24 protein-coding genes are annotated in these 25,095 nt (G+C 71.6%); 6 read left to right on the top strand and 18 right to left on the bottom strand.

All coding sequences use genetic code 11. The annotated features are described in order from the left end of the window. Positions 1–341: 341 nt before the first annotated feature. The 5 genes from VT50_RS24895 to VT50_RS24875 all read right to left on the bottom strand — a co-directional run bounded on the left by VT50_RS24895 (position 342) and on the right by VT50_RS24875 (position 6,464). Positions 342–1,685 (bottom strand): class I SAM-dependent RNA methyltransferase, encoded by a 1,344-nt coding sequence (locus VT50_RS24895; protein WP_046088444.1) that lies wholly within the window; start codon positions 1,683–1,685, stop codon positions 342–344. Between the two features lie 141 nt (positions 1,686–1,826). Continuing rightward, positions 1,827–3,902 carry an APC family permease gene (locus VT50_RS24890; RefSeq protein WP_046088445.1) on the bottom strand — a complete coding sequence of 692 codons (2,076 nt, stop codon included), beginning with the start codon at positions 3,900–3,902 and terminating at the stop codon, positions 1,827–1,829. 233 nt (positions 3,903–4,135) lie between these two features. Then, positions 4,136–4,492: a DUF742 domain-containing protein gene (locus tag VT50_RS24885; protein WP_046088446.1), complete on the bottom strand. Its 357-nt coding sequence runs from the start codon at positions 4,490–4,492 to the stop codon at positions 4,136–4,138. Beyond that, positions 4,489–4,917, bottom strand: coding sequence for a roadblock/LC7 domain-containing protein (locus VT50_RS24880; RefSeq protein ID WP_046088447.1), 429 nt, complete (start codon positions 4,915–4,917; stop codon positions 4,489–4,491). The genes VT50_RS24885 and VT50_RS24880 overlap by 4 nt, the downstream gene beginning before the upstream one ends. After that, positions 4,914–6,464 (bottom strand): ATP-binding protein, encoded by a 1,551-nt coding sequence (locus tag VT50_RS24875; protein WP_046088448.1) that lies wholly within the window; start codon positions 6,462–6,464, stop codon positions 4,914–4,916. The genes VT50_RS24880 and VT50_RS24875 overlap by 4 nt, the downstream gene beginning before the upstream one ends. 630 nt (positions 6,465–7,094) lie before the next feature. Here VT50_RS24875 and VT50_RS24870 point away from each other — a divergent pair. Next, positions 7,095–7,763 (top strand): potassium channel family protein, encoded by a 669-nt coding sequence (locus VT50_RS24870; protein WP_046088449.1) that lies wholly within the window; start codon positions 7,095–7,097, stop codon positions 7,761–7,763. Between the two features lie 88 nt (positions 7,764–7,851). Further along, the gene (locus tag VT50_RS24865; RefSeq protein WP_030834322.1) at positions 7,852–8,529 is read left to right on the top strand and encodes a potassium channel family protein; all 678 of its coding nucleotides are present in this window, start codon (positions 7,852–7,854) and stop codon (positions 8,527–8,529) included. Positions 8,530–8,612: 83 nt separating this feature from the next. On the opposite strand, the gene VT50_RS24860 is transcribed toward VT50_RS24865, so the two are convergent. From VT50_RS24860 to VT50_RS24830, 7 genes are all read right to left on the bottom strand, one after another. Next, on the bottom strand, positions 8,613–9,434 hold the full coding sequence (locus VT50_RS24860; RefSeq protein WP_046088450.1) for a DUF3159 domain-containing protein: 822 nt from the start codon (positions 9,432–9,434) through the stop codon (positions 8,613–8,615). A 3-nt stretch (positions 9,435–9,437) separates the two neighbouring features. After that, a complete protein-coding gene (locus tag VT50_RS24855; protein WP_046088451.1) occupies positions 9,438–9,788 on the bottom strand; it encodes an OB-fold nucleic acid binding domain-containing protein in 351 nt (116 codons plus the stop codon). Between the two features lie 124 nt (positions 9,789–9,912). Next, a complete protein-coding gene (locus VT50_RS24850; RefSeq protein ID WP_046088452.1) occupies positions 9,913–10,596 on the bottom strand; it encodes a response regulator in 684 nt (227 codons plus the stop codon). Beyond that, positions 10,593–13,205: a sensor histidine kinase gene (locus tag VT50_RS24845; RefSeq protein WP_046088453.1), complete on the bottom strand. Its 2,613-nt coding sequence runs from the start codon at positions 13,203–13,205 to the stop codon at positions 10,593–10,595. The genes VT50_RS24850 and VT50_RS24845 overlap by 4 nt, the downstream gene beginning before the upstream one ends. A 551-nt stretch (positions 13,206–13,756) precedes the next feature. After that, positions 13,757–14,542 carry a DUF3710 domain-containing protein gene (locus VT50_RS24840; RefSeq protein WP_046088454.1) on the bottom strand — a complete coding sequence of 262 codons (786 nt, stop codon included), beginning with the start codon at positions 14,540–14,542 and terminating at the stop codon, positions 13,757–13,759. Position 14,543: 1 nt separating this feature from the next. Beyond that, entirely contained in the window at positions 14,544–15,059 is a 516-nt protein-coding gene (gene dut / locus VT50_RS24835) for a dUTP diphosphatase (protein WP_075200456.1), read from the bottom strand. Then, positions 15,056–15,637 carry a PaaI family thioesterase gene (locus VT50_RS24830; RefSeq protein WP_046088456.1) on the bottom strand — a complete coding sequence of 194 codons (582 nt, stop codon included), beginning with the start codon at positions 15,635–15,637 and terminating at the stop codon, positions 15,056–15,058. Before VT50_RS24830 ends, dut begins: the two co-directional genes overlap by 4 nt. Before the next feature lie 59 nt (positions 15,638–15,696). Between VT50_RS24830 and VT50_RS24825 the strand changes: the two genes are divergently transcribed. After that, positions 15,697–16,143 (top strand): DUF3093 domain-containing protein, encoded by a 447-nt coding sequence (locus tag VT50_RS24825; RefSeq protein WP_046088457.1) that lies wholly within the window; start codon positions 15,697–15,699, stop codon positions 16,141–16,143. A gap of 40 nt (positions 16,144–16,183) precedes the next feature. Here the strand turns inward: VT50_RS24825 and VT50_RS24820 are convergent, their stop codons facing one another. From VT50_RS24820 to VT50_RS24805, 4 genes are all read right to left on the bottom strand, one after another. Next, on the bottom strand, positions 16,184–16,990 hold the full coding sequence (locus VT50_RS24820) for a hypothetical protein (RefSeq protein WP_420822223.1): 807 nt from the start codon (positions 16,988–16,990) through the stop codon (positions 16,184–16,186). Next, positions 16,900–17,202, bottom strand: a complete 303-nt coding sequence (locus VT50_RS24815) for a DUF4193 domain-containing protein (RefSeq protein WP_009714537.1) — start codon at positions 17,200–17,202, stop codon at positions 16,900–16,902. The genes VT50_RS24820 and VT50_RS24815 overlap by 91 nt, the downstream gene beginning before the upstream one ends. A gap of 406 nt (positions 17,203–17,608) precedes the next feature. Further along, positions 17,609–18,856 carry a sensor histidine kinase gene (locus VT50_RS24810; RefSeq protein WP_046088458.1) on the bottom strand — a complete coding sequence of 416 codons (1,248 nt, stop codon included), beginning with the start codon at positions 18,854–18,856 and terminating at the stop codon, positions 17,609–17,611. 6 nt (positions 18,857–18,862) lie between these two features. Continuing rightward, positions 18,863–19,516 carry a response regulator transcription factor gene (locus tag VT50_RS24805; RefSeq protein WP_046088459.1) on the bottom strand — a complete coding sequence of 218 codons (654 nt, stop codon included), beginning with the start codon at positions 19,514–19,516 and terminating at the stop codon, positions 18,863–18,865. Positions 19,517–19,902: 386 nt separating this feature from the next. On the opposite strand from VT50_RS24805, the gene VT50_RS39725 reads away from it, so the two are divergent. Next, positions 19,903–20,076 (top strand): hypothetical protein, encoded by a 174-nt coding sequence (locus tag VT50_RS39725; RefSeq protein WP_020867951.1) that lies wholly within the window; start codon positions 19,903–19,905, stop codon positions 20,074–20,076. Positions 20,077–20,305: 229 nt separating this feature from the next. Here the strand turns inward: VT50_RS39725 and VT50_RS24800 are convergent, their stop codons facing one another. Beyond that, on the bottom strand, positions 20,306–21,106 hold the full coding sequence (locus VT50_RS24800) for an inositol monophosphatase family protein (protein ID WP_046088460.1): 801 nt from the start codon (positions 21,104–21,106) through the stop codon (positions 20,306–20,308). Between the two features lie 98 nt (positions 21,107–21,204). Then, complete coding sequence (locus VT50_RS24795) at positions 21,205–22,362, bottom strand: ferrochelatase (protein WP_046088461.1); 1,158 nt, start codon at positions 22,360–22,362, stop codon at positions 21,205–21,207. Between the two features lie 188 nt (positions 22,363–22,550). Here VT50_RS24795 and VT50_RS24790 point away from each other — a divergent pair, with 188 nt between their 5' ends. Beyond that, positions 22,551–23,807, top strand: a complete 1,257-nt coding sequence (locus tag VT50_RS24790) for an MFS transporter (RefSeq protein WP_046088482.1) — start codon at positions 22,551–22,553, stop codon at positions 23,805–23,807. Next, positions 23,761–25,086, top strand: coding sequence for a D-arabinono-1,4-lactone oxidase (locus VT50_RS24785; RefSeq protein WP_046088483.1), 1,326 nt, complete (start codon positions 23,761–23,763; stop codon positions 25,084–25,086). Before VT50_RS24790 ends, VT50_RS24785 begins: the two co-directional genes overlap by 47 nt. The last annotated feature ends 9 nt before the right edge of the window (positions 25,087–25,095 follow it).

The raw sequence follows: 25,095 nt of genomic DNA, 5'->3' as shown, positions 1-25,095 counted from the left end.
GGAATAAGATCCTAGGTGAACCCCTAAATTTTGCAGAATTCCGGCCTTGTTTTCAGCAGACCAACCAGCCCGTCCGGTCTCGTTACCGGTCCACTCCTGCCCAGCGGCCCGCAATTTCGGTTATTTCTCACCGCATCTTCCTGAATGGTGCGGTTGCCCCATAAGCCCACATCTGGCGCTTTCCGTAGATGCCGTATCAGCCGCGCTCCCGGCCAGGAAAGGCAAATCTATCCGAGACCGCGGGGGCGGGCCAAAGCCATTCACCGTGTGACTTTTTCTGGGGGATTTCTATACCCCGTGAAGTTCGTCAGGCATATTCCCATCGCGGACCGCCACGGCGATCAGGAGCGCTTCGCGACTGGTTCGAGGATCGCCACGCACTCCACGTGGTGGGTCACCGGGAAGAGGTCGAAGGCGCGGGTGCGGCGTGGGGTGTAGCCCGCCTCGCGGAAGTACGCGAGGTCACGGGCGAGGGCCGCCGGGTCGCAGGCGACGTAGGCGATGCGGCGGGGGCCCAGGGCCGCGAGGCCGGTGACCGTCTCCTTGCCCGCGCCCGCGCGGGGCGGGTCCAGGACGATCAGATCGGCCTCGGTGATCCCGGTGCGGGGCAGCACCTGCTCGACCTTGCCGTGCTCGACGCGGACGCGCTCCAGGTCCTGGAGGTTGTGCCGGGCGTCCTCGACCGCGCGCTTGCTCGACTCGATGCCCAGCACCGCGCCGCGCTCCCCCACCCGCTCGGCGATCGCGCCAGCGAAGAGGCCGACGCCGCAGTACAGATCGAGGGCCATCTCGCCCTTACGGGGCATCAGCCCCTGCATCACGGCCTCGACGAGGATGTCCGCCGCCTTGGAGTGGACCTGCCAGAAGCCGCCCTCGCCGACCCGCCAGGTGCGGCCCGCCGCGCGCTCGCGGACGAAGGGACGGCCGTGGACGCGGTGCACCAGACGGGTCCGCTCCCGGCCGCGGGGCTCGCTGACCCGGAGCACGGAGACCGGCTGGTCGAGCTCCACGATCGGCAGCCGCCCGCCGGGGCGCGGGGTGAGGACCACCTGCCGGTCGGAGGAGCCGGTGGCGGCGATGGCCTCCACGGTCGCGATCTGGGGCCATTCACGCTTCTCGACGCCGAGTTCGGTGACGCCGGGGGCGGCGATCAGACAGTGGTCGACCGGCTCGACCTCGTGCGAGCGGTGGCGGCGCAGCCCGGGGCGGCCCTGCTCGTCCACCGCGTACTGCACCCGGGTGCGCCAGGCCGGGACCTCGCCGCGGGCCACCTTGTCGCCGGGCGCGGGCTCGACCGTGCCGTCCCAGCCCGCCTCTTCGGGGGTGAGCCCGGCCAGCCGGGCCAGCTGCTCGGTGATCACGTCGGCCTTGAGCCTGCGCTGGGCGCCGGGGGCGACGTGCTGCCAGTCGCAGCCGCCGCACTTGCCGGGCCCGGCGAACGGGCACGGCGCCTCGACCCGGTCCTTGGAGGGGTCCAGCACCCGCACCGCGTCGGCGCGCAGGAAGCGCGCGCCCTCCTCGCCCCCGGTCACCCGGGCGACGACCCGCTCGCCGGGCAGGGCGTGCCGGACGAACAGCACCTGGCCCTCGGCGGTCCGGGCGATGCAGTGGCCGCCGTGCGCCACCGGGCCGACCTCGACCTCGTACTCCTCACCGACGAGCGATGCCTTGGGTTCACTGTGCATGGCGGGCTCAGGCTCCAGAGGGGGTGAGGGGGCGCGGTGGGACAACCGCCCAGCAGGTGGGACAACAACCCGCGGGGCGGGACAACAGCCCACCAGTCTACGTCCCGCCGGACCTCACCCCGTCAACGCCCGGACACCGCCTTAGCGGCCCGCCTGCGAGGTGACGCCGGGCTTCTCGCCCTTCTCCGGCTTGGGCGGGATCACCGGGCCGCGCCGCACCGCACCCGGCGCGTTCCACTCGGCCCGCTTCCGGGCCCGCTTCCGGGCCAGCTCGGAGGAGTCCAGCTGCCACGGTACGGAGGTCACCATGACGCCCGGGGTGAACAGCAGCCGCCCCTTGAGCCGCAGCGCGCTCTGGTTGTGCAGCAGATGCTCGTACCAGTGGCCGACCACGTACTCCGGGATGAAGACGGAGACCACATCGCGCGGGCTCTCCCGGCGCAAGCTCTTGACGTAGTCGATGACCGGCCTGGTGATCTCGCGGTAGGGCGAGTCGAGGATCTTGAGCGGCACGTCTATGCCGCGCTCGTGCCACACCTCCTGCAGCGCCTTGGTCTCGGCGGGGTCCACATTGATGCTCAGCGCCTCCAGCCGGTGGGAGCGCATCAGCTTGGCGTAGGCCAGGGCGCGCAGCGTCGGCTTGTGGACCTTGGAGACCAGGACCAGGGAGTGCACCCGGGAGGGGCGCACCTCCTCCTCGTCGAGCTGTTCGGTGGCCGCCGCCAGCTCCTCGGAGACGCCGTCGTAGTGGCGCCTGATGGCCGTCATGGTGACGTAGAAGATGACCATGCCGAGCAGGGCGACCCAGGCGCCGTGGGTGAACTTCGTCAGCAACACCACGACCAGCACCAGGCCGGTGAAGAAGGCCCCGAAGGTGTTGATCGCGCGGGCGCGGACCATACGGCGGCGGGTGGCCGGGTTCCGCTCGGTGGCCAGATGGCGGTTCCAGTGCCGCACCATGCCGGTCTGGCTGAGGGTGAACGAGACGAAGACGCCGACGATGTAGAGCTGGATCAGCCGGGTGGAGTCGGCCCCGTAGAGGTAGACCAGGACCGCGGCCGCGGAGGCCAGCAGCACGATGCCGTTGGAGAAGGCGAGCCGGTCGCCGCGGGTGTGCAGCTGGCGGGGCAGATAGCGGTCCTGGGCCAGGATCGAGCCGAGCAGCGGGAAGCCGTTGTACGCGGTGTTGGCGGCCAGGAACAGCACCAGCGCGGTGGCCCCGGCCAGCACCACGAAGAAGAACGAGCCGTCGCCGAAGACCGCGGCCGCGACCTGCGAGATCACGGGGTTCTGGGTGTAGTCGGCGCCCACCGGGGTGCCGTTCCTCAGCAGGTCGTGCGCGGGGTGCTCGGCCATCTTGACGTCGGTGGCCAGGGCGAGGGTGATGATGCCGATGAACATGGTCACGGCGAGGCCGCCCATCAGCGCCAGCGTCGTGGCCGCGTTACGGCTCTTGGGCTTGCGGAAGGCGGGCACGCCGTTGCTGATCGCCTCGACGCCGGTCAGGGCGGCACAGCCGTCGGAGAACGCGCGCAGCAGCAGGAAGATCAGCGCGAAACCGGCCAGCCCGGTCTGCTCGGCGTGCACCTCGAAGCCCGCGGTGGGGGCCTTCATGTCGTCGCCCAGGACCAGCCCGCGGTAGGCGCCCCAGAGGATCATCACGAAGACGCCGCCGACGAAGACGTAGGTGGGGACCGCGAAGAGCTTGCCCGACTCCCGTACCCCCCGCAGGTTCATGAGCGTCAGCAACAGGATGATCCCGACCGCGCAGAGGGTCTTGTTCTCGACGATGAAGGGGACGGCCGAGCCGAGGTTCTCCACACCGGAGGAGATCGACACCGCCACCGTGAGGACGTAGTCGACCAGCAGGGCGCTGGCGACGGTCAGTCCCGCCTTGGGGCCGAGGTTGGTGGTGGCGACCTCGTAGTCACCGCCTCCGCTGGGGTACGCGTGCACGTTCTGGCGGTACGAGGCGACCACCGTGAACATCAGCACCACGATGGCGATCGTGATCCACGGGCTGTAGTGGTAGGCCGACGCACCCGCCACGGACAGAACGATCATCACCTGCCCCGGCGCGTACGCGACGGAGGACAGGGGGTCGGAGGCGAAGACGGGGAGCGCGATGCGCTTCGGGAGAAGGGTCTCCCCCAGCTTGTCGCTGCGCAGCGCCCGCCCGATCAGAATCCGTTTCGGGAGGTCGGTCAGTTTGGACACGGAGAGGATCGTAAGGGGTAGCCCCGGCCCCCGCCCACCCGCCCGCCCCCGGGAAAGGGGGCGGGCGGGAGCGTGGGCCTGCGGGCGGTCAGGCCAGCCGCGCGGGCACGGTGCGGTGGCCGTTGGGCTGCGCGGGGTGCGCGATCAGTCGGGAGACGACGTCGGCGGCGCAGCGCCCGACGACCAGGATCTTCGCCGCGGCCCGCACCGTGGCCGGGAGGCAGGCCGTCCGGTCAGAGACACGCGCGGAGTCCGTCGAGCACCTCCTGGAGCAGCTGGACCTCGGGCAGTTCGGCCGGCGGGATGGGGGCCCGCGCGCTGATGTGGCCGCTGTCCACGAGGTCGCCGAGCAGGACCTTGGTGACGCTGACGGGCAGCTCCAGATACCCGGCGACCTCGGCCACCGAGAGTGCGCCGCCCAGGCACAGCTCCATGACCCGCCGCTTCTCCGGGCTGAGCCCGGTGAGCGGCCGGTCGGGGTGGGCCATGACCAGGGTCACCAGGTCGAAGGTGTTACGAGTCGGGTAGGCACGGCCGTCGGTCACGACATACGGCCGTACCAATCCTCGTTCGCGCCTACCAGGGCTCATGTGTGGCTACCGATCCCCTGCCGCGGGAGGCCCTGCCTCGGCGGGCTGGTGAGCTCCTTGCCGAGCCGGTCGACGAGCTTCTGCATCCGGTAGCTGACCGCCTCCATGTCCACGGCCTCGGTGGCCGAGACCGCCAGATAGGCACCGGGCCCGGCGGCGATCAGGAAGACGTACCCGCCGACGAACTCGACCAGCGTCTGCTGCCAGGGCGTCTCGTGCGGATCGCAGAACTCGGAGGTGGAGCGGCTGATCGACTGCAGCCCGGAGAGTGCGGCGGCCTGGCGCTCGGCCTCGTCCCGCGCGATGCCCTGGGAGTGTGCCCGGAGCATCCCGTCCGCGGAGAGCAGGATCGCATGCCGCGCCTCCGGCATCTTGACGACCTCGTCGAGCATCCAGCCGAGCTCGTTGTTGAGATGGTCGTTCATGCCTGGCGATTCCCTTCGTCATGGTGAGGGGCGGAGTCCTGGGCGGCGGAACGGCCGGAGCGGGTGCCGCGGGCGAACGCGCCCATCCGCGAGGCGGTTTCCTTCGCCGACCGCGCGCGGAACGCGCCCGTATCGGCGTCGGCGGCGCCGGTCTGCCCGGCGCCCGTGGTCCAGCCGACGGGCGGCAGGGTGGCGGCGGCCTCCCGGCGGCGGCGCTTGGGCAGACCGCCCGCGGTGGTGCCGTACACGCCGGTGTCCTCGCCGCCGGGGGACGGCTGGGGCGCCGGGGCGGACGCCGGTTCCGGGGCGGACGCCGCCTGGGCCGGTGCCGTGGGCTGGGTCCGCTGCGGGTTCGGCGCCTGGTCGGGTGCCTGGGCCTGGTGCGGGATCGGGGCCCGGCGCGGGAGCGGGGATGCCTCCTGGGCCTGGGCGGGGACGGTCGGCGTCTGGGGCGCCCTCCTGGGGGGAGGGGTCCGGCGGGAGGGCAGGGTGCGCAGCGGTTCGGCGCCCTCGGGGTCCTGCCCGGCGGTGCCCGGCCCCTCGTCGGGGCCGAAGTGGGTGAGCAGCTCGGTCGGCAGGAACAGCACGGCGCGCACACCGCCGTACGGGGACCGGGTGTCCACCGAGACGCTGAAGCCGTACCGCCCGGCCAGCAGGCCGACCACGGCGAAGCCGAACTGCGGCGGGTCGCCGAGCCGGGCGACGTCCACGGCGCGCTGGCCGGAGAGCAGACTGGCGGCGCGCTGGACCTCCTGGCCGTCCATGCCCACCCCGGCGTCGTCGATCACGATGCAGGCACCGTTGTGCACCGGCTGGAGGCTGACCTCCACCGAGGTGTTGGGCTGCGAGTGGCGGGCGGCGTTGTCCAGCAGCTCGGCGACGGCCAGCACGGCGGGCTCCACGGCCCGGCTCACCACGGCGACATCGACCAGGGTGTGCACCTGAACCCGCTGGTAGTCGCGGATGCGGGACTTGGCGCCGCGGACCACATCGGTCAGTGAGGAGGCCAGCCGCTGCCGTCCGGGCCAGGAGCCGCAGAGCACGGCGATGGCCTGGGCACGCCGCCCGAACTGGGCGTTGGCGTGGTCGATCTCCAGCAGGTCCCGCAGCACATCGGGGTTGTCGTGCCGCTCCTGCATCTCGGAGATGGAGAGCTGCTGTTCGTTGGCGAGCCCCTGGACGGCGCGCATCGACGCCTTGAGCGCCGCCTTGGCGGAGGCGTCGGCGCGCGTCTGCGCCTTGTCCACCGCCCGGGTGAACTGCTCCATGACGGCGTGCAGGCTCTGCGCGAAGGCCGTACCGGCCAGCTTCTCGTCGCGCAGGCCCGGCAGCGGGCCGGGCTGGCTCAGGGCGTCGGCGACCGAGGGGAGGCGTACGTCGACGAGGTGGCGCACCTCCTCGTCACGGGCGCGCAGGCTGTCCTCGAGGGTGGCGTTACGCCTGCGGACTCCGGCGGTGATCTGCCGCTGGCGGATCAGAAGCACCAGGACGACGAGAAGCGCGGCGGCCAGACACCAGCTCACCGCCTCCGATATGTGATCAGTCATCAGGAACCTCGTGCAGGGGAAACGCGGGCGCGGAAGGAACGTTCAGAGCCCTGATGTCCCGTCCGGAAACGGAATACGGCGATCATCTTAGCCGTGTCGTGACCTAGCGTCCGACACCCGCGACAAAGTTCGAACCAGTGGACACCGCTGGGCTTTTGTCATGTGGTTTCGGTGAAGATCCGGAATTTCAGACGAAGATGAAGGATCGCGGCCTCCGAGGCGCGCCGCGGCCCGGGCCCACCGTAGTGGTCACGGCTGACCGCCGACAGCCTTTTCACTGCGCGTCCGCAACCGGAAATGATCATTACCTCTTTCCTCACAGGGTGTCCGCGATCGCCTGCCGTCCCCTCCTGCCATCCCCGATCACCGATCCCCGATCACCGCGGGAACTTTCGCGCTATGTCGTACGTCACCCCCTTCATTTCCGGACCGTCACGCGCGGACGGGACGGGGGAGCGGGCCGCCGGTGCGGATACGGTGGGGACAGGTGCCGCCGCGGCCGACTCCCGTCGTCCCCGCGCACCGGCATCGGGGTAACGCCCCGCTGTCGCTCCGTAAGTCCTGGAAGGAAGATGTGAGCAGGGTGTTTGCGCAGGTCGGCACGGTCATCAGGAGTGCGGGGTAGGACGCATGCATATCGTGATCATGGGCTGTGGCCGGGTGGGCGCGGCCCTCGCCCAGACCCTGGAGCAGCAGGGGCACACGGTCGCGGTCGTCGACCAGGACCCCACCGCCTTCCGCCGCCTCGGCGCGGGCTTCGGCGGGCGCCGGGTGACCGGCGTCGGCTTCGACCAGGACACCCTGCGCGAGGCGGGCATCGAGGAGGCCGGGGCCTTCGCCGCGGTCAGCAGCGGCGACAACTCCAACATCATCGCGGCCCGGGTGGCCCGCGAGATGTTCGGCGTGGAGAACGTGGCGGCCCGGATCTACGACCCCCGCCGCGCCGAGGTCTATCAGCGCCTCGGCATCCCGACCGTGGCCACCGTGCGCTGGACCGCCGACCAGATGCTGCGGCGGCTGCTGCCGTCCGGCGCGGAGCCGCTGTGGCGGGACCCCAGCGGCGGGGTCCAGCTGGCCGAGGTGCACATCTCCCCCTCGTGGGTGGGCCACAGGGTCAGCACCCTCCAGGAGGAGACCGGTGTGCGGGTCGCGTTCCTCACCCGGCTCGGCGAGGCGATGCTGCCGACCTCCGGGACGGTGCTGCAGGAGGGCGACCTGGTGCATGTGATGATGCGCACCGATGCGATCCAGAAGGTCGAGGCGGCGTTCGAAAAGGGTCCCGAGGGGGCAGGCCGGTGAGCGCCGCACGCACGGCCGCCGGGCCGCAGGCGACCGCGAAGGCCGCACTTCTGCGCCGTGCGGGCGGAGAAGCGAACGAGGAGGCGCCGTGAGGGTTGCCATTGCCGGTGCGGGCGCCGTGGGGCGTTCCATCGCGAGCGAGCTGCTGGAGAACGGGCACGAGGTGCTGCTCATCGACAAGGCGCCGACCGCCATCTCGGTGGAGCGGGTGCCGCAGGCCGAGTGGCTGCTGGCCGACGCGTGCGAGATCACCTCGCTGGACGAGGCCGCGCTGCAGCGCTGCAACGTGGTCATCGCGGCCACCGGTGACGACAAGGTCAACCTGGTCGTCTCGCTGCTCGCCAAGACCGAGTACGGGGTGCCCCGGGTGGTCGCCCGGGTCAACAACCCCAAGAACGAGTGGCTGTTCAACGAGGCGTGGGGCGTCGATGTGGCCGTCTCCACCCCGCGTCTGATGTCGGCGCTGGTCGAGGAGGCGGTGAGCGTCGGCGATCTGGTGCGGCTGCTCCGCTTCAGCCACGGCGACGCCAACCTGGTGGAGCTGACGCTGCCGCCGGAGGCCGCGCTGGTGGGCACCCGGGTCGGCGATGTGGAGTGGCCGGAGGACACCACGCTGGTCACCATCATCCGTGGCACCCGCGTACTGACCCCGAACAAGGACGATGTGCTGGAGGCCGGGGACGAGCTGCTGTTCGTCGCGGCGCAGGCGCGCGAGGAGCAGCTGGAGCAACTGCTGTCCGTCCAGCGCCAGGACGCCGCGGGCTGACGGGGGCTGGGCCCTGGCACGGTGCCCGCCGCCCGGTCTCCCGGGCGGCGGGCACGATCCACACTGATGCCCCGGTGACGGCCCTAGTGCCGGGGCGGCTGCCGGTCGGCGGATTCGGTACGGGCCTCGGAGACGATCTGGCCGGTCCACTCCGAGAGCAGCGGATCGGCGATCTTGTCGGCCTCCGCCTTCGTCCGCTCGCGCTCCCGCTCGGCCTTCTCCTCCGCCTCCAGCTCCGCGATGACGTCGATCGGCGGCGGGGCCTTGGCCAGGAAGATCCAGGTCAGATAGACGCAGAGCAGGAACGGCGGAATCCCCAGCGCGACCTTGACCCAGCCGAGCTGGGTGGCGTCCCCCCACCAGTAGAGCGGGAACAGCACCGCCGACTTGGCCAGCAGGATCAGCCCCCACGCCCAGGTGGACCGGGTGTAGGCGCGGAACCGGCCCGGGTTGCGGGTGCGCCAGGAGAGGTTCTCCTTGAGCATCGGCCCGAGCAGCACCCCGATCAGCGGGAAGCGGAAGATCGCCGAGAGGATGTAGGCGACCGCCAGGCCCAGGGTGTAGAGCATGCCCGGCAGGTAGAAGTTCTTCGCGTCGCCGGACATCATCGCGAAGATCGCGCCGAACGCGACCCCGAAGACCCCGCTGAAGGCGTGCTTCAGCGTCTCCTTGCGCACCAGCCGGGCGAGCCCGAGCAGCACGGTGAGGCCGAGGGCGGCGATCGCGGCGAGGTGGATGTCCCGCTTGATCGTGTACAGCAGCACGAAGACCAGACCGGGGACGGTGGTGTCCACCATGCCCCGCACCCCGCCGAACGCCTCAAGGAGCGCGGTGTCCGCCGCCGCCCTGCTGTCGGCGGCGGTGCGTCGGTGCCCGGTCGGGGGCGTCTTGTCGTCTGGCGTCACCGGCTACTCCTGTCCGAGCGGTCGGAGTTCGTACTTCGGATTGAACAGCACCCGGCGCCCATGGCTCATGGAGATCCGGCCCGAGGCGATCAGCCTGCGCCCCGGCTCTATCCCGAGGATGGAGCGACGGCCCAGCCACACCACGTCCAGCGCGGCGGTGCCGTCGAAGAGCTCCGCCTCCAGTGCGGGAACTCCGGCCCGCGGCCTGAGGGTCACCGTGCGCAGCGTGCCCGTCACCTTGACGATCTGACGGTCACCGCAGTCGCCGATCTTGGTGCAGCCCGCGGCCTCCGCGTCCTGCTGCAACTCGGCGGAGTGCAGTTCCTCCTGGGAGCTCGACAACCGGTCCAGCATCCGCCGGAACCGGCCGGGCGGCTTCCCCGGCCTGTCTCCCCTGTCAGCCCCGTCGGAGGGGTGGCGTACGGAACTCATACGGCCAGCGTACCGGTGCGCCATCGGCGAAACGCAGTCCCCGCGCTCATCGCTCGAACCGGTAGCCCATGCCCGGCTCCGTGACGAAGTGGCGCGGGTGCGAGGGGTCGGCCTCCAGCTTGCGGCGCAGCTGCGCCATGTACACCCGCAGGTAGTTGCTCTCGGTGCCGTAGGAGGGGCCCCAGACCTCCTGCAGCAGCTGCTTCTGGCTGACCAGGCGCCCGGCGTTGCGCACCAGGACCTCCAGCAGATGCCATTCGGTGGGGGTCAGCCGCACGTCGCGGCCGTCGCGATGGGCCTTCTTGGCGGCCAGGTCGACGGTGAACGTGCCGGTCTCCACCACCACCGAGTCCTCCGGCCGCCCGACGGGCTCGGCGCGGCGGACGGCCGCGCGCAGCCGGGCCAGCAGCTCGTCCATGCCGAACGGCTTGGTGACGTAGTCGTCCGCCCCGGCGTCCAGCGCCTCGACCTTCTCGTCCGAGGTCTGGCGGGCGGAGAGCACCAGGATCGGCACCCGGGTCCAGCCCCGGAGCCCCCTGATCACCTCCACCCCGTCCATGTCGGGCAGCCCGAGGTCGAGCACGATCACATCGGGGTGGCGGGCGGCGGCGAGCCGGAGTGCGGTGGCGCCGTCCGAGGCCGCGTCCACCTCGTACTTGCGCGCCTTGAGGTTGATCACGAGGGCGCGCACGATCTGTGGCTCGTCGTCCACCACGAGCACCCGGTTCATCCGGCGGGCCTGCCTTTCCGTTCCGTCGTGCCTGGGGCGGAGCCGACCTGGACCGGGAGGCCGGGGCCGGCCGGAACGCGGTCGCGGGCGGCACGCAGCGTGAGCACCATCGTCATCCCGCCGCCGGGGGTGTCCTCGGCGGTCAGCCGCCCGCCCATGGCCCCGGCGAAGCCGCGGGCGACGGCGAGCCCGAGGCCGACCCCGGCGCCGCGCGGGGCGTCCCCGTACCGCTGGAAGGGCTCGAAGATGCGGTCCTTCTCGCTGTCCGGTACGCCCGGGCCGCCGTCGGCCACCCGCAGCTCCACCCGGTCGCCGAGGGCGCTCGCGGAGACCAGCACGGGGCGGTCCGGCGGGCTGTACTTCACCGCGTTCTCCACGATGTTGGCCACGGCGCGCTCCAGCAGCCCGGGGTCGACCGCGACCATCGGCAGCTCCTCGGGGATGTCGAGGGCGACCTCGGCCTCGGGGACGCCGACGAGCGCCATCGGCACCACCTCGTCCAGGTCGATCTCCCGGATGAGCGGGGTGACGGTGCCGGTCTGCAGCCGGGACATGTCCAGGAGGTTGCCCACCAGGTGGTCCAGCCGGTCGGCGCCGCTCTCGATACCCTCAAGCAGCTCGGCCTCGTCCTCCGCCGACCAGGCCACGTCGTCGGAGCGCAGGGAGCTCACGGCCGCCTTGATGGCCGCGAGCGGGGTGCGCAGATCGTGGCTGACGGCGGCGAGCAGCGCGGTGCGGATGCGGTTCCCCTCGGCCAGCTCACGGGCCTGCCCGGCCTCCTGGGCCAGCCGCTGCCGGTCGAGCACGACGGCGGCCTGGGCGGCGAAGGCGGCGAGCACCCGGCGGTCCTCCGCGGGCAGGACCCGGCCGGAGAGCGCGAGCGCCAGATGGTCGCCGACCGGCATGTCCACCTCCGCGTCCTCGGGCCGTTCGGGCGGCGGGGTCCCATCCTGGCCGCCGACGCTGCCCGCACAGGTCCAGGGGGCGACATCGCTCTCCCGCTCCAGCAGCGCCACGGAGTCCATGGCGAACGTCTCGCGTACCCGCTCCAGCAGCGCCTCCAGGCTGGTCTCACCGCGCAGCACGCTGCCCGCGAGGAAGGACAGTATCTCGGACTCGGCGCGCAGCCGGGCGGCCTGGTGGGTGCGGCGGGCGGCGAGGTCCACCACGGACGCCACACAGACGGCCACCGCCACGAAGATCGCTATGGCGACGATGTTCTCGGGGTCGGCGATGGTCAGGGTGTGGGTGGGCGGGGTGAAGTAGTAGTTGAGCAGCAGCGATCCGACGGCCGCCGAGGCGAGCGCGGGCACCATGCCGCCCAGCAGGGCGGCCAGCACATTGAGGAACAGGAAGAGCAGCACCTCGTTGGCGAAGCCGGGCCCGGCCTCCGAGGCGAGGGTGGCGCCGGTGCCGGTGAGCAGCAGCGTGAGCGCGGTCGGCCCGGCGACCCCGACCGCCCAGCCCGCGATCAGCCGGGAGCGGCCCAGCCGGGCGCCGCGCGCCACCGGCAGCCCGCGGCCCTTGGCCACCTCGTCATGGGTGACGATGTGGACGTCCAGGTCGGGCCCGGAGTCCCGGGCGACGGTGGCGCCCACCCCGGGTCCGAACACGTACTGCCAGGTCTTGCGGCGGCTGGAGCCGAGCACGATCTGGGTCGCGTTGACCCCGCGGGCGAACTCCAGCAGCGCACCGGGGATGTCCTCCCCTATGACGTGGTGGAAGGTGCCCCCGAGGTCTTCGACGAGGGTGCGCTGGACCGCGAGCTCCTTGGGGGAGGCCGAGGTCAGGCCGTCGCTGCGGGCGATGTAGACGGCGAGGAGTTCGCTGCCCGAGCCCTTGGCGGCCATCCGGGCCGCCCGGCGGATCAGCGTCCGCCCCTCCGGGCCGCCGGTCAGCCCGACGACGATGCGCTCGCGCGCCTGCCAGGTGGAGCGGATGGAGTGCTCGTTCCGGTACTGCTGGAGGTATTCGTCCACCCGGTCGGCGGTCCACAGCAGCGCCAGCTCGCGCAGCGCGGTCAGATTCCCGGGCCGGAAGTAGTTCGACAGCGCGGCGTCGACCTTGTCGGGCGCGTAGACGTTGCCGTGCGCCATCCGGCGGCGCAGCGCCTGGGGCGACATGTCGACCAGCTCGATCTGGTCGGCCCGGCGCACCACCTCGTCCGGGACGGTCTCCCGCTGCCGTACCCCCGTGATCGACTCCACGACGTCCCCCAGCGACTCCAGGTGCTGGATGTTGACGGTGGAGACGACGTCGATGCCCGCCCGCAGCAGCTCCTCGACGTCCTGCCAGCGCTTCTCGTTCCGGCAGCCGGGGACGTTGGTGTGGGCGAGCTCGTCGATGAGCGCGACGGCGGGGCGGCGCGCCAGCACCGCGTCCACGTCCATCTCGCCGAAGGCGGACCCCCGGTACTCCACCTCCCGGCGGGGCACGTCCTCGAGCCCGTGCGTCATCACCTGGGTGCGCCGGCGGCCGTGGTGCTCCACGAAGCCGACCACGAGGTCCGTGCCCCGCTCGACCCTGCGGTGCCCCTCGGAGAGCATCGCGCAGGTCTTGCCGACGCCTGGTGCCGCACCGAGGTAGATCCGCAACTTTCCGCGTGCCATGCCCCCATTTTCCCTGTTGGACGGCTTTGCCCCGCTGGACGGCGCCCGAGCGCTCGGCGAGCTCCGGCGGGCGGTACCCGTCGAGCAAACCGCGCCCCCCGGCCGGACCGGCCGTCCCTTGACGCCTCCCTTACGGCCATCGGCGCCCTCTTGACGCGTCTCTGACGCGCGGCGCCCGGACGCCCCGCGGCGCGCGGGGAAGGCCGGTGGGCCGTACTCCGCAGAGAAGAGTACGGTCCACCAGCAGACGCTCACATCCATCGGACCGGGCCTTGCGCCGTCGGCCCGGTCGGACGCGAGCGAGCGGCCCGCCAAGGATCACAAGGGCTCGCGCCCATGAGTACGGCCGGTGCGGCGGGGGTGTTCAAAGGGTTCAGGGAAAACCCCGAGAACCCCGAGAACCCCGCGGGGAGGCTCCGGAACATGCCGAAGGGGCCCGGGGCCCTGCCCCGGGCCCCTTCCGGGCCTTGGCTCTCCGCCATACGGGAGCCGTCGTACACGAGCTGCCGCACGGGAGCTGCCGTGTGCGAGCTCTCGTGCGCGCGGACGGCTCAGCGCACCTCGGAGATCTCCGGGCCGCGCTGGAGCCGGTCGGCGCCGCCCGCGAACCGCGAGCCCTGCGCCTCGTCCTGCTGCACCCCGTCGGGCACCATCTGCGCGTCGTCCGGCAGCTTGAGGACGATCGGGTCGCGCGGGGCCATCGGGCCCTCACCGCGCACCACGACCGTGTCCCGGAAGATCGCTTCCAGGAGGCTGCCGGTCTCGGGCTGCACCGCGCCCTGCCCGGAGATCACACCGCGCAGGAACCAGCGGGGCCCGTCCACGCCGACGAAGCGGACCACCTGCACACCGTTCTTGCCGTCCGGGAGCTGCACCGGCACCTGGGCGCGCAGCTCCCAGCCGAGCGGGCCCTCGACCTCGTCCACGATCCCGCCCTGCTGGGTGATGCCGGTGGCGATCTCGTCGCGCACCTCGCCCCAGATGCCTTCCTTCTTGGGCGCGGCGAACCCCTGGAGCTGCACGGCGCTGTCCCGCAGCACCACGGTCGCGGCGACGATCGCGTCGCCCGCGACCTCCACCCGCAGCTCCATGCCCTCCACGCCGGGCACGAACAGACCACCGAGGTCCACCCGGCCCTCGCCGGGCTCACGCACCTCGGACACGTCCCAGGGGCCCTCGGGGCGCGGGGCCGGGGGCAGGCTCACCCGCCCGGTCTCCGCGGGCGCGGCGGTGTCCTCAGCGCCGCCCGCGTCCTCCGCGTCCTCGGCCAACTCGTCGGAGGTCACGTCGAGCGACTCGACGTCCTCCTTGCTGCGCTTGCGGCGACGTCCGAACACGTCATCGTCCTTCCCGGTCGGAACCGACCGAAGCGTATCCATTCCCACCCGTTGTGCCGTCCACGGCGGCATGGCCGCCGGTGGACCCGAAGCCCCCTTCGGCCCGCGCCGACCCGGGAAGCTCCGCCACCTCCTGGAAGCGCACCTTCTCGACCTGCTGGACGACCAATTGGGCGATCCGGTCGAAGCGCTCGAACCGCACGCTCTCGCGCGGGTCCAGATTGACCACGATCACCTTGATCTCTCCACGGTACCCGGCATCGATGGTCCCCGGGGCATTCACCATGGCGACCCCGCAGCGCGCGGCAAGTCCGGACCGTGGGTGCACGAAGGCGGCATACCCCTCCGGGAGTGCGATAGACACTCCGGTGGGCAGGACCGCGCGCTCCCCGGGGGCCAGTTCGGCGGGCTCGGTGGTGACCAGGTCGGCCCCGGCGTCGCCGGGGTGGGCGTAGCCGGGGACCGGCACCTCGGGGTCCACCCTGCGGAACAGCACGTCTACGGGGAGCGGGCTCATGGGTTCACCTCGAAGGCGCGCGCGACCCTCACCTGGTCCGGATCGGCGAGCGCCGCGTCGATCTCCTCCGTCCGGCCGTTCTCGATGAAGTGGTCGACCCGCACCTCTATGAAGAGGGCCTGCGCCCGCACCGCGACGGGGCCGTCGGGGGCGTCGATCCGGCCCGTGGCCGAGCAGTAGATCTTGCGTCCGTGCACGGCGTCCACCCGCGCCTCCAGGTGGAGCTCGGCGCCGACCGGCACGGGCCGTACGAAGTCCGTCTCCAGCCGCCCGGTCACCGCGATCACCCGCTGGAGCCAGTTGAGCGATCCGAGCGTCTCGTCCAGCGCCGCGGCCAGCACCCCGCCGTGGGCCAGGCCGGGCGCGCCCTGGTGGCCGGTGCGCACGGTGAACTCGGCGGTGACGCTCACGCCCTCGCCAGCCCGTGTGGTCAGCCCCAGGCCCCCCGGCTGGTGGCCGCAGCCGAAACACTGGTCGTAGTGCGCGCCGAGGGTTTCCCCCGGCGCGGGTGCGTCGGGGTGGCGCACGGGCGCCTTGGAGTCCTCCGGCGGCGTCAGCCCTGTCGTTCGTCCACTCACAACGGCTGACCTTACCCGCGCGGAGAGTTCGGGTTGGCGGCCGTGCCAAGCTGATACGCATGCAGCCTTATGAGGAACGTCTCAGCGCACCCCCTTCCTGGTGGCTCATCGCCATCCTGATCGGGGTCTCGGTGGGGCTGATCATGCTGCCGTTCGGCACTCTGCCGATGCTCGGCGGGCTGATCGGCGGGGCGGCACTGGCCTGTGTGGGGGTGAGTTCGTACGGCTCGGCGCGGGTGCGCGTGGTGGCGGACTCGCTGGTGGCCGGAGAGGCGAAGATCCCGGTGTCGGCGCTGGGGACGCCGCAGGTGCTGGACGCCGAGGAGGCGGCCGCCTGGCGGAGCTACAAGGCCGATCCGCAGGCGTTCATGCTGCTGCGCAGCTACATCCCGACCGCGCTGCGGGTGGAGGTCACCGATCCGGAGGACCCAACACCGTATGTGTATGTGTCCACACGGGATCCCAAGGCGCTCGCCGCCGCGCTCACGGCCGTGCGCTCGGCGTGACGGGGGCGCGCGAGGAGTGCGTTCCTCCAGGGCGGGGAGTTCATTCCTCCAGGGCCACGGGGAGGTCCCAGGGGATCTGCTTGGCCCGCAGATCCTTGCGGACCTTGCGCGCGAGCTTCTTGGTGTCGCGCCGGTTCATCGTGGCTCCCACGGCCGCGCCGACCATGAAGGGCGCCAGGGACGGCATGTTCCGGAAGCTGCGTCTGAGGACCTGCTGGCGCAGCTCGCGCTTCATCTGGACGCCGAGAGCCGCGTTGACGGTCGCCGGCTGGGCGACGTCGATGCCGCGCTCCTCGGCCCAGGCGCCGAGGTAGGCGACGGCGCGCTGGCGTGTGGAGCCGGGCGCGCGCACCCCGTAGACCTCGTGCAACTCGGCGATCAACTTGAACTCTATGGAGGCCACGCCGACGATCTCGGCGGCCAGCTCGGTGGGCATGGCGGGCGGAGCAGGCAGCATCGCCGCGGCACCAACGCCCGCACCCACTGTGGCGGTACCGCCCGCGGCGCCGGCCACCAGCTTGTCCGCGAGCTCTTCGGGGCCCAGCCCCGGGAACTGCTTGCGCAGCGTCGCGAGATCGCGGACAGCGATGCGCGGAGCGTTCGCGATGATCCGGTCGGTGACCGCGTAGACCCCCGCTCTCGCGCGCTCACCGCCTCGCCGCACTCCACGGCCGACAGCGGTCGCGAGCGAGGCCATCCGGCCTCGCTCGGTCTCGTTCATGTCGTCGTGTCCCGCCTCCACGCCGACCCCGCGGCTCAGGCCGCGCAGTCGCGGCAGATCGGCTGGCCGTTCTTGGTCTCGGCGGCCAGCTGGCTGCGGTGGTGCACGAGGAAGCAGCTCATGCAGGTGAACTCGTCGGCCTGGCGGGGCAGGACCCGGACGGACAGCTCCTCGTTGGAGAGGTCCGCACCGGGCAGCTCCAGGCCCTCGGCCTGCTCGAACTCATCCACGTCGACGGTGGACGCGGACTTGTCGTTCCGCCGAGCCTTCAGTTCCTCGATGCTGTCCTCGTTGACGTCATCGTCGGTCTTGCGTGGGGTGTCGTAGTCCGTTGCCATGTCGCTCTCCCCCTCTGGGTGTCTGTGGTGTCTCCAGCGCACGTAACGCGTGAGAGGCCGGACTTGTGCCCGACCCGAGGCGGAGATTTTGCCTCACATCAAGGTCTGTTACTCAATCGACACCCAACCGCACCCCTGAAGAGGTGATCGGGTTGGATGGCCATCGGGACCGTACACGGTCCGAATGTCGCACTCACATGCGCCATGACGTGTACTTCCCGTGATCACGGCCCCTGAAAACCCGGATTTTCCCGGCTTTCCGTCAACCGTGACGATCACGCAGAGTATGTGGCCGGAAAATCGCCCATGTGATCGATCACACACCCTACATCGGGTGGGCGGATCCGGAAAATTCCGCCCAAAGCGAACACCTCCCGACGGGTTTCCGGCCGCTCGTTCTCCGGCCTCACACCGGCAGCACCACCCGCATCACCAGGCCACCTCCCTCGCGCGGCTCCGCCGCGATGCGGCCGCCGTGGGCGCGCGCCACCGAGCGCGCGATCGACAGCCCGAGGCCGACGCCCTTGTCACTGCCGGTGCGCTCCGTACGGAGCCTGCGGAAGGGCTCGAAGATGTTGTCCATCTCGTAGCCGGGGACCACCGGGCCGGTGTTCGCGACCACCAGCACGGCCTGGCCCTGCCGGCTCTCGGTTATGACCTCCACCCAGCCGTCCCGGGCCACGTTGTACCGCACCGCGTTCTGGACCAGGTTCAGCGCGATCCGCTCCAGCAGCACCCCGTTGCCCTGGACCACCGCGGCGGCGCGCTGCCCGCGCAGCTCCACGCCCTTCTCCTCGGCCTCCGCCCGCACCTGCTCCAGCGCCTGGGAGGCCACCTCGGCGAGGTCCACCGGCTTGCGGTCGACGATCTCGTTGTCGCTGCGGGCCAGCAACAGCAGGCCCTCCACCAGCTGCTCGCTGCGCTCGTTGGTGGCCAGCAGGGTCTTGCCCAGCTGGGTCAGCTCGGGGGACGCCTGGGGGTCCGAGAGCTGCACCTCCAGCAGGGTGCGGTTGATCGCCAGCGGGGTGCGCAGCTCGTGGGAGGCGTTGGCGACGAACCGCTGCTGGGCGGTGAACGCCCGGTCCAGGCGCTCCAGCATCTCGTCGAAGGTGTCGGCGAGCTCCTTGAGCTCGTCGTCCGGGCCGTCCAGCTCGATCCGGCGGGACAGGTCCGAGCCGGCCACCTGGCGCGCGGTCCGGGTGATCCGGCCGAGCGGCGAGAGCACCCGTCCGGCCATCGCGTAGCCGAAGGCGAAGGCGATCACGGACAGGCCCAGGAGGGCTATCAGGGAGCGGCGCAGCAGCCCGTCGAGGGCCAGCTGGCGCTGCTCCTTCATACAGGTGTTCAGGACCGCGTTGAACTGGTCAGGGCTGCTCTGGCCGATGATCTCGGGGCAGGTGTTGTTGGTCGGCTGGACACTGCCGCCGACCAGCTTGAACGGCAGCTCGTTGCCGACGTGGAGGGCCTGGGCGGCCAGCAGGTAGATGATCGTCAGCAGCACCACCCCGGCGATCAGGAACATCCCGCCGTACAGCAGCGTGAGCCGTATCCGGATCGTGGGGCGCAGCCAGGGGTTGGGGCGCGAGCCGGCCTGCGGGTCCCAGCTGGGCTTGGGCGGCACCGTCGGCGGCAGTGGGGTCGGAGTCGTCGCCATGCCTGATCAGATCCGGTAGCCCGAGCCGGGGACGGTGACGATCACGGCGGGCTCGCCCAGCTTGCGGCGCAGCGTCATCACCGTCACCCGCACCACATTGGTGAACGGGTCGGTGTTCTCGTCCCACGCCTTCTCCAGCAGCTGCTCCGCGGAGACCACGGCGCCCTCGCTGCGCAGGAGCACCTCCAGCACCGCGAACTCCTTCGGCGCCAGCTGGATCTCCTTGCCGTCCCGGAACACCTCGCGGCGGTTGGGGTCCAACTTGATCCCGGCGCGCTCCAGGACGGGCGGCAGGGCCACGGTCGTCCGGCGGCCGAGCGCCCGGACGCGCGCGATCAGTTCGCTGAAGGCGAAGGGCTTGGGCAGGTAGTCGTCCGCGCCGATCTCCAGGCCCTCCACGCGGTCACTGACGTCACCGGAGGCGGTGAGCATCAGCACCCGGGTGGGCATGCCGAGCTCGACGATCTTGCGGCAGACGTCGTCACCGTGCACGAGGGGCAGGTCCCGGTCGAGGACGACGACGTCATAGTCGTTGACGGCGATCCGCTCCAGGGCGGCGGCCCCGTCATACACGACGTCGACGGCCATGGCCTCCCGGCGCAGTCCGGTGGCCACCGCATCGGCGAGCAGCTGCTCGTCCTCGACGACGAGTACGCGCACGTCGTTGGTCCTTCCTTGATTGCCGCAGTGGGCGGGTGAGCTCGCCAAACTCGATGGGTGTTCGGCGCCTCCATCCTGCCTCGAAGTCTCATAAACCGGCGGTAAGAGGGTCGCCGCGGGATCCCGAGTGCGGATCACGGCCAACGGGTGGAGCGGATCACGGACGACGGGTGGAGGGGCCCGCGGCGGCCGGAACACCGAATTCAGATTCTTTCGGGCCCGGAGGTTTCCCCCAAAGGTGGGGTGGGGAGGACGATTGCACACCCGCGATCACGCCCTGTCCCCGGCATATCTGACTGGCATTGCCGTCGGCAGGGGCCACTCAACGTGATCAACCCGCCGTCGGCACACCCCCGTGCCACCGACCCACGACGAGGGGGCGCAACATGGACGCGTTCACCGCAGGCATTCTGCAGCGCATAGAGAACACCAAGTCCGATCTCATTCGCGCCCGTGAGACGGGCGACGACTTTCTTGTGGACGTGGAGCAGTCGGAGCTGGAAGACCTCCGTCGCCTCGCCGCCGAGCACGGCGTCGAGGTAAGTGCCTCGTTTGCTTGATCCCTTGTGGATTCCGGACCCGATCCAGATCCGGATTCCCCGTAACCGTGTGACCGATTCCCATTCACCGCCGGATGGTGACCCAGAAGACATCCGGTAACCACGTCGAAGCGCCCCGGAGTCCTCGTGACTCCGGGGCGCTTCCGTGTGGATGGGCGCTTGCTGGGGATGGGCGGTTCCGTGTGGGTGGCGGGGCCGCGGGCCGCAGGATCAGACCGGGCCGGAGGGATCAGTCGTGCCAGGCGCCCAGGTCGTCCAGGAGCCCCCGCAGCGACTCGAAGAGGCCGGGGGCGGCGGCGATGGTCAGCTCGGTGGAGGCCGGGACGCCCGGCCGCCCTCCGGTGAGCGCGCCCGCCTCGCGCGCTATGAGCGCACCGGCCGCGAAGTCCCAGGGGTTGAGCCCGCGCTCGTAGTAGCCGTTCAGCCGGCCGCAGGCCACGTCGCACAGATCGATGGCGGCCGATCCGCCGCGCCGGATGTCCCGCACCCGCGGAAGCAGCCCGCCCAGCACCCTGGCCTGCCCGATGCGGCGCTCGCGCACATACCCGAAGCCGGTGCCGATCAGCGACTCCTCGAGCGGGGCCGCGGCGCGGCAGTGCACCCGCTCCCCGTTCCGCCAGGCGCCCCCGCCCAGGACCGCGTGGAAGGTCTCACCGCGCACCGGGGCGATCACCACCCCGGCGACCGTCTCGCCGTCCTTCTCGGCGGCGATGCTGACCGCCCACGACGGCAGGCCGTAGAGATAGTTCACGGTGCCGTCGAGCGGGTCGATCACCCAGCGCACCCCGCTGCTGCCCTCGCTGCTCGCGCCCTCTTCCCCCAGCACTCCGTCCTGCGGGCGGCGGCGCGCGAGGAGGTCGGTGATCAGCTTCTCGGCGGCGATGTCCATCTCGGTGACGACGTCGATCGGGCTGGATTTGGTGGCCGCCACCCCGAGGTCGGCCGGACGGCCGTCGCGCAGCAGGTCCCCCGCGGCGCGCGCGGCCTCCAGCGCCGTCTCGAGGAGTTCGGTCATCAGCGGGTCGGTCATCGTGCTCCTTAGCGGATTGCCCGGAGGGGCGAGCGGCGGTGGCGGGCCGGGACGGCGGGCGCGGTCGGTCGGAGCCCGGGGTACGGGGGCGGGCGCGGTCAGTCCACCTCCGCCCCCGCGGCGGCGGGGCGCGGCGACCGGGCCGGGCAGCAGCCCACCGGGCACACGTCATGGCTCGGGCCGAGGGCGCCCAGGGCGCAGCGCTCCGGGGCGGCCGCCGCCCGGCCCTCGGCGAACCGCTCGGTGGCCGCGCGCTCCAGCACCAGATCGCGCACGCACGCGGCGAACCGCGGATCGGCGCCGACCGTCGAGGCGCGGGAGACCGGCAGCCCCATATCGGCGGCCTTGGCGGTGGCCTCGGTGTCGAGGTCGTACTTGACCTCCATATGGTCCGAGACAAAGCCGATCGGGACCATGACGACGGCGGGCGCCCCCTCGCCGTGCAGCTCCTCGAGGTGATCGCAGATGTCCGGCTCCAGCCAGGGGATGTGCGGGGCGCCACTGCGCGACTGGTAGACCAGCCGCCAGGGGCGCTCGACGCCGGTCTCCTCGCGCACCGCGTCCGCGATCAGCCGGGCGACATCGAGGTGCTGGGCGACGTACGCACCGCCCTCCCCGCCCCCGGTGTGCGCCTCCACCGGGCCCGAAGTGTCGGCGGCGGCGGTGGGGATGGAGTGGGTGGTGAACGCGAGGTGGGCCCCGGCGCGCCGGTCCTCGGGCAGCTCCGCGAGGGCGGCCAGCGTGCTGTCCACCATGGGCCCCACGAAGCCGGGGTGGTTGAAGTAGTGCCGCAGCTTGTCCACGCGCGGCAGCGGCAGGCCCTCGCCCTCCAGGGCGGCCAGGGCGTCCGCCAGGTTCTCGCGGTACTGCCGGCAGCCCGAGTACGAGGCGTAGGCGCTGGTGGCCAGCACCAGGACGCGGCGGTGGCCCTCGGCGGCCATCTCGCGCAGAGTGTCGGTCAGATACGGCGCCCAGTTGCGATTGCCCCAGTAGACCGGCAGGTCCAGGCCGTGCTCGGCGAAGTCCTTGCGCAGCGCGTGCAGCAGCTCGCGGTTCTGCGCGTTGATCGGACTGACGCCGCCGAACAGAAAGTAGTGCTGCCCGACCTCCTTGAGCCGCTCCCGGGGGATGCCCCTCCCCCGCGTGACGTTCTCCAGGAACGGCACGACGTCATCGGGGCCCTCCGGACCGCCGAAGGAGAGCAGCAGCAGTGCGTCATAGGGGTCGGGGGCGGGCTGTACTGGCTGATCCGGCATGCTCCCGATCCTCCCACCCGCCGCTGACGGGCGGGAAACGGCCCTGGCTGGCGGGCGGGAGCTGACGGCCGTAAAACGGTCCTCCCTAGCGGGCGGGAAACGGCCCTGCGCGAACCGGGCGCGGGCCCGTAATCTGTATCAGCGCTCGACGATCCTTACCCTGCATCCTGCTCACGGCGGAGTCTGCCTTGCCCAGTGCCAGCCCCTACCGCGCGATCTTCGCCGCCCCCGGCGCCAAGGAGTTCTCCGCGGCCGGGTTCCTCGGACGGATGCCGCTGTCCATGGCGGGCATCGGCGTGGTCACCATGGTCTCCGAGCTCACCGACCGGTACGGGCTCGCGGGCGCCCTGTCGGCCACACTGGCGCTCTCCGCCGCCGTCATCGGCCCGCAGATCTCCCGGCTGGTGGACCGGCACGGCCAGCGCCGGGTGCTGCGTCCCGCGACCCTTATGGCGCTCATGGCCGTCTGCGGGCTGCTGCTGAGCGCGCACCGGGGCTGGCCGGACTGGACGCTGTTCGTCTTCGCCGCCGCGTCCGGCTGTGTGCCCAGTGTGGGCTCCATGGTGCGGGCACGCTGGGCGGCGATCTACGGGGACTCCCCGCGCGAGCTGCACGCCGCGTACGCGTGGGAGTCCATCGTCGACGAGATCTGCTTCATCGTCGGGCCGGTCATCTCGATCGGGCTGTCCACCTCCTGGTTCCCCGAGGCGGGCCCGCTGCTGGCCGCCTGCTTCCTGGCGGCCGGGGTCTTCTCGCTGACCGCGCAGCGGGCCACCGAGCCCGTACCGCATCCGCGCGGGCACCACACCGGCGGTTCCGCGCTGCGCTCGCGCGGGCTCCAGGTGCTGGTGGCCACCTTCATGGCGACCGGCGCGATCTTCGGGGCGATCGACGTGGTGACGGTGGCCTTCGCCGAGGACGAGGGCCACAAGGGCGCGGCCAGTCTGGTCCTGGCGGTGTACGCGACGGGCTCCTGCCTCGCGGGCGCGGTCTTCGGGGTGCTGCGGCTGAGCGGTCCGGTGTCCCGTCGTTGGTTGTGGGGAATTTGTGCGATCGCCGTGAGTATGATCCCGCTCCAACTGGTCGGGAACCTGCCGTTCCTGGCCGTGGCGCTCTTCGTCGCTGGCCTGGCCATCGCACCCACGATGGTCACCACCATGGCCCTCGTCGAACGGCACGTACCACGCGCGCACCTGACCGAGGGGATGACCTGGGTGAGCACCGGGCTCGCGGTCGGGGTGGCGCTCGGCTCGTCGGCCGCCGGATGGGTGGTGGACGCGGCCGGCGCCCGGGCGGGGTACGCGGTGCCGGCCGTGGCCGGGGCGCTCGCGGCCGCGGTGGCGTTCCTCGGGTACCGCCGGCTCCGGCCGGCGCCACAGCGGGAGGGGTCGGGTGCGGATGGCCGTCAGGACCGTGAAGACCGTACGGAGCAGCGTGTGGCGTAACTGGGCGGGGAACGTGATGGCCCGCCCGGCGCGGATCGTCACCCCGTCGTCCACGCAGGAGCTGGCCGAGGTGGTGCGCAGGGCGACGGAGGAGGGGCTGAAGGTGAAGGCGGTGGGCACCGGGCACTCCTTCACCACCGCGGCCGCCACCGACGGGCTGCTGATACGCCCCGACCGGATGGTGGGGGTGCGCGGTCTTGACCGCGAGGCGGGGACCGTGACCGTCGCGGCCGGGACCTCGCTCAGACAGCTCAACGAATCGCTGTCGGCCCATGGTCTCTCGCTGGTCAACATGGGCGACATCATGGAGCAGACGGTGGCCGGGGCGACCTCCACCGGCACCCATGGCACCGGACGGGACAGCGCCTCGATAGCCGCCCAGATCAAGGGTCTGGAGCTGGTGACGGCGGACGGTTCGGTGCTGCGCTGCTCGGCGGAGGAGCACCCGGAGATCTTCGCGGCGGCCCGGATCGGGCTCGGCGCGCTCGGCGTGGTCAGCGAGATCACCTTCGGGGTGGAACCGGAGTTCCTGCTCTCGGCGCGCGAGGAGCCCATGCCCTTCGACCGTGTGATGGCCGAGTTCGAACAGCTCGTGGCCGAGAACGAGCACTTCGAGTTCTACTGGTTTCCGCACACCGGCAACTGCAACACCAAGCGCAATAACCGCAGCACCGGCCCCGCAGCACCGGTGGGCCGGGTCAGCGGCTGGGTGGACGACGAGCTGCTGTCCAACGGCATCTTCCAGGTGGCCTGTTCGGTGGGGAGGGCGGTCCCCGCCACCATTCCCGGAATCGCCAAGATCTCCAGCCGCGCCCTGTCCGCCCGGACCTACACGGACATCCCTTACAAGGTCTTCACCTCGCCGCGCCGGGTGCGGTTCCTGGAGATGGAGTACGCCGTGCCGCGCGAGGCCGCCGTCACCGTGCTGCGCGAGCTCAAGGCGACCGTCGAGCGGTCCGGACTGCGGGTCAGCTTCCCGGTGGAGGTGCGCACCGCGCCCGCCGACGACATCCCGCTGTCCACCGCCTCCGGGCGCGAGACCGCGTACATCGCCGTCCATCTGTACCGGGGCACCCCGCACCGGGCGTACTTCACGGCGGCCGAGCAGATCATGACCGCGCACGGCGGCCGTCCGCACTGGGGAAAGCTGCACAGCCGCGACGCCGCCTATCTGGCCGGGGTCTACCCCCGGTTCGGCGAGTTCGCGGCGGTGCGCGACCGGCTGGACCCGGACCGGCTGTTCACCAACGACTATCTGCGGCGGGTGCTCGGCGACTAGCCGTATCGA

Source organism: Streptomyces antioxidans (assembly GCF_000968685.2).
GTDB classification, from domain to species: domain Bacteria; phylum Actinomycetota; class Actinomycetes; order Streptomycetales; family Streptomycetaceae; genus Streptomyces; species Streptomyces antioxidans.
The sequence above is the reverse complement of the archived record's forward strand: the minus strand, read 5'-3'. Positions and strand labels throughout refer to the sequence as shown.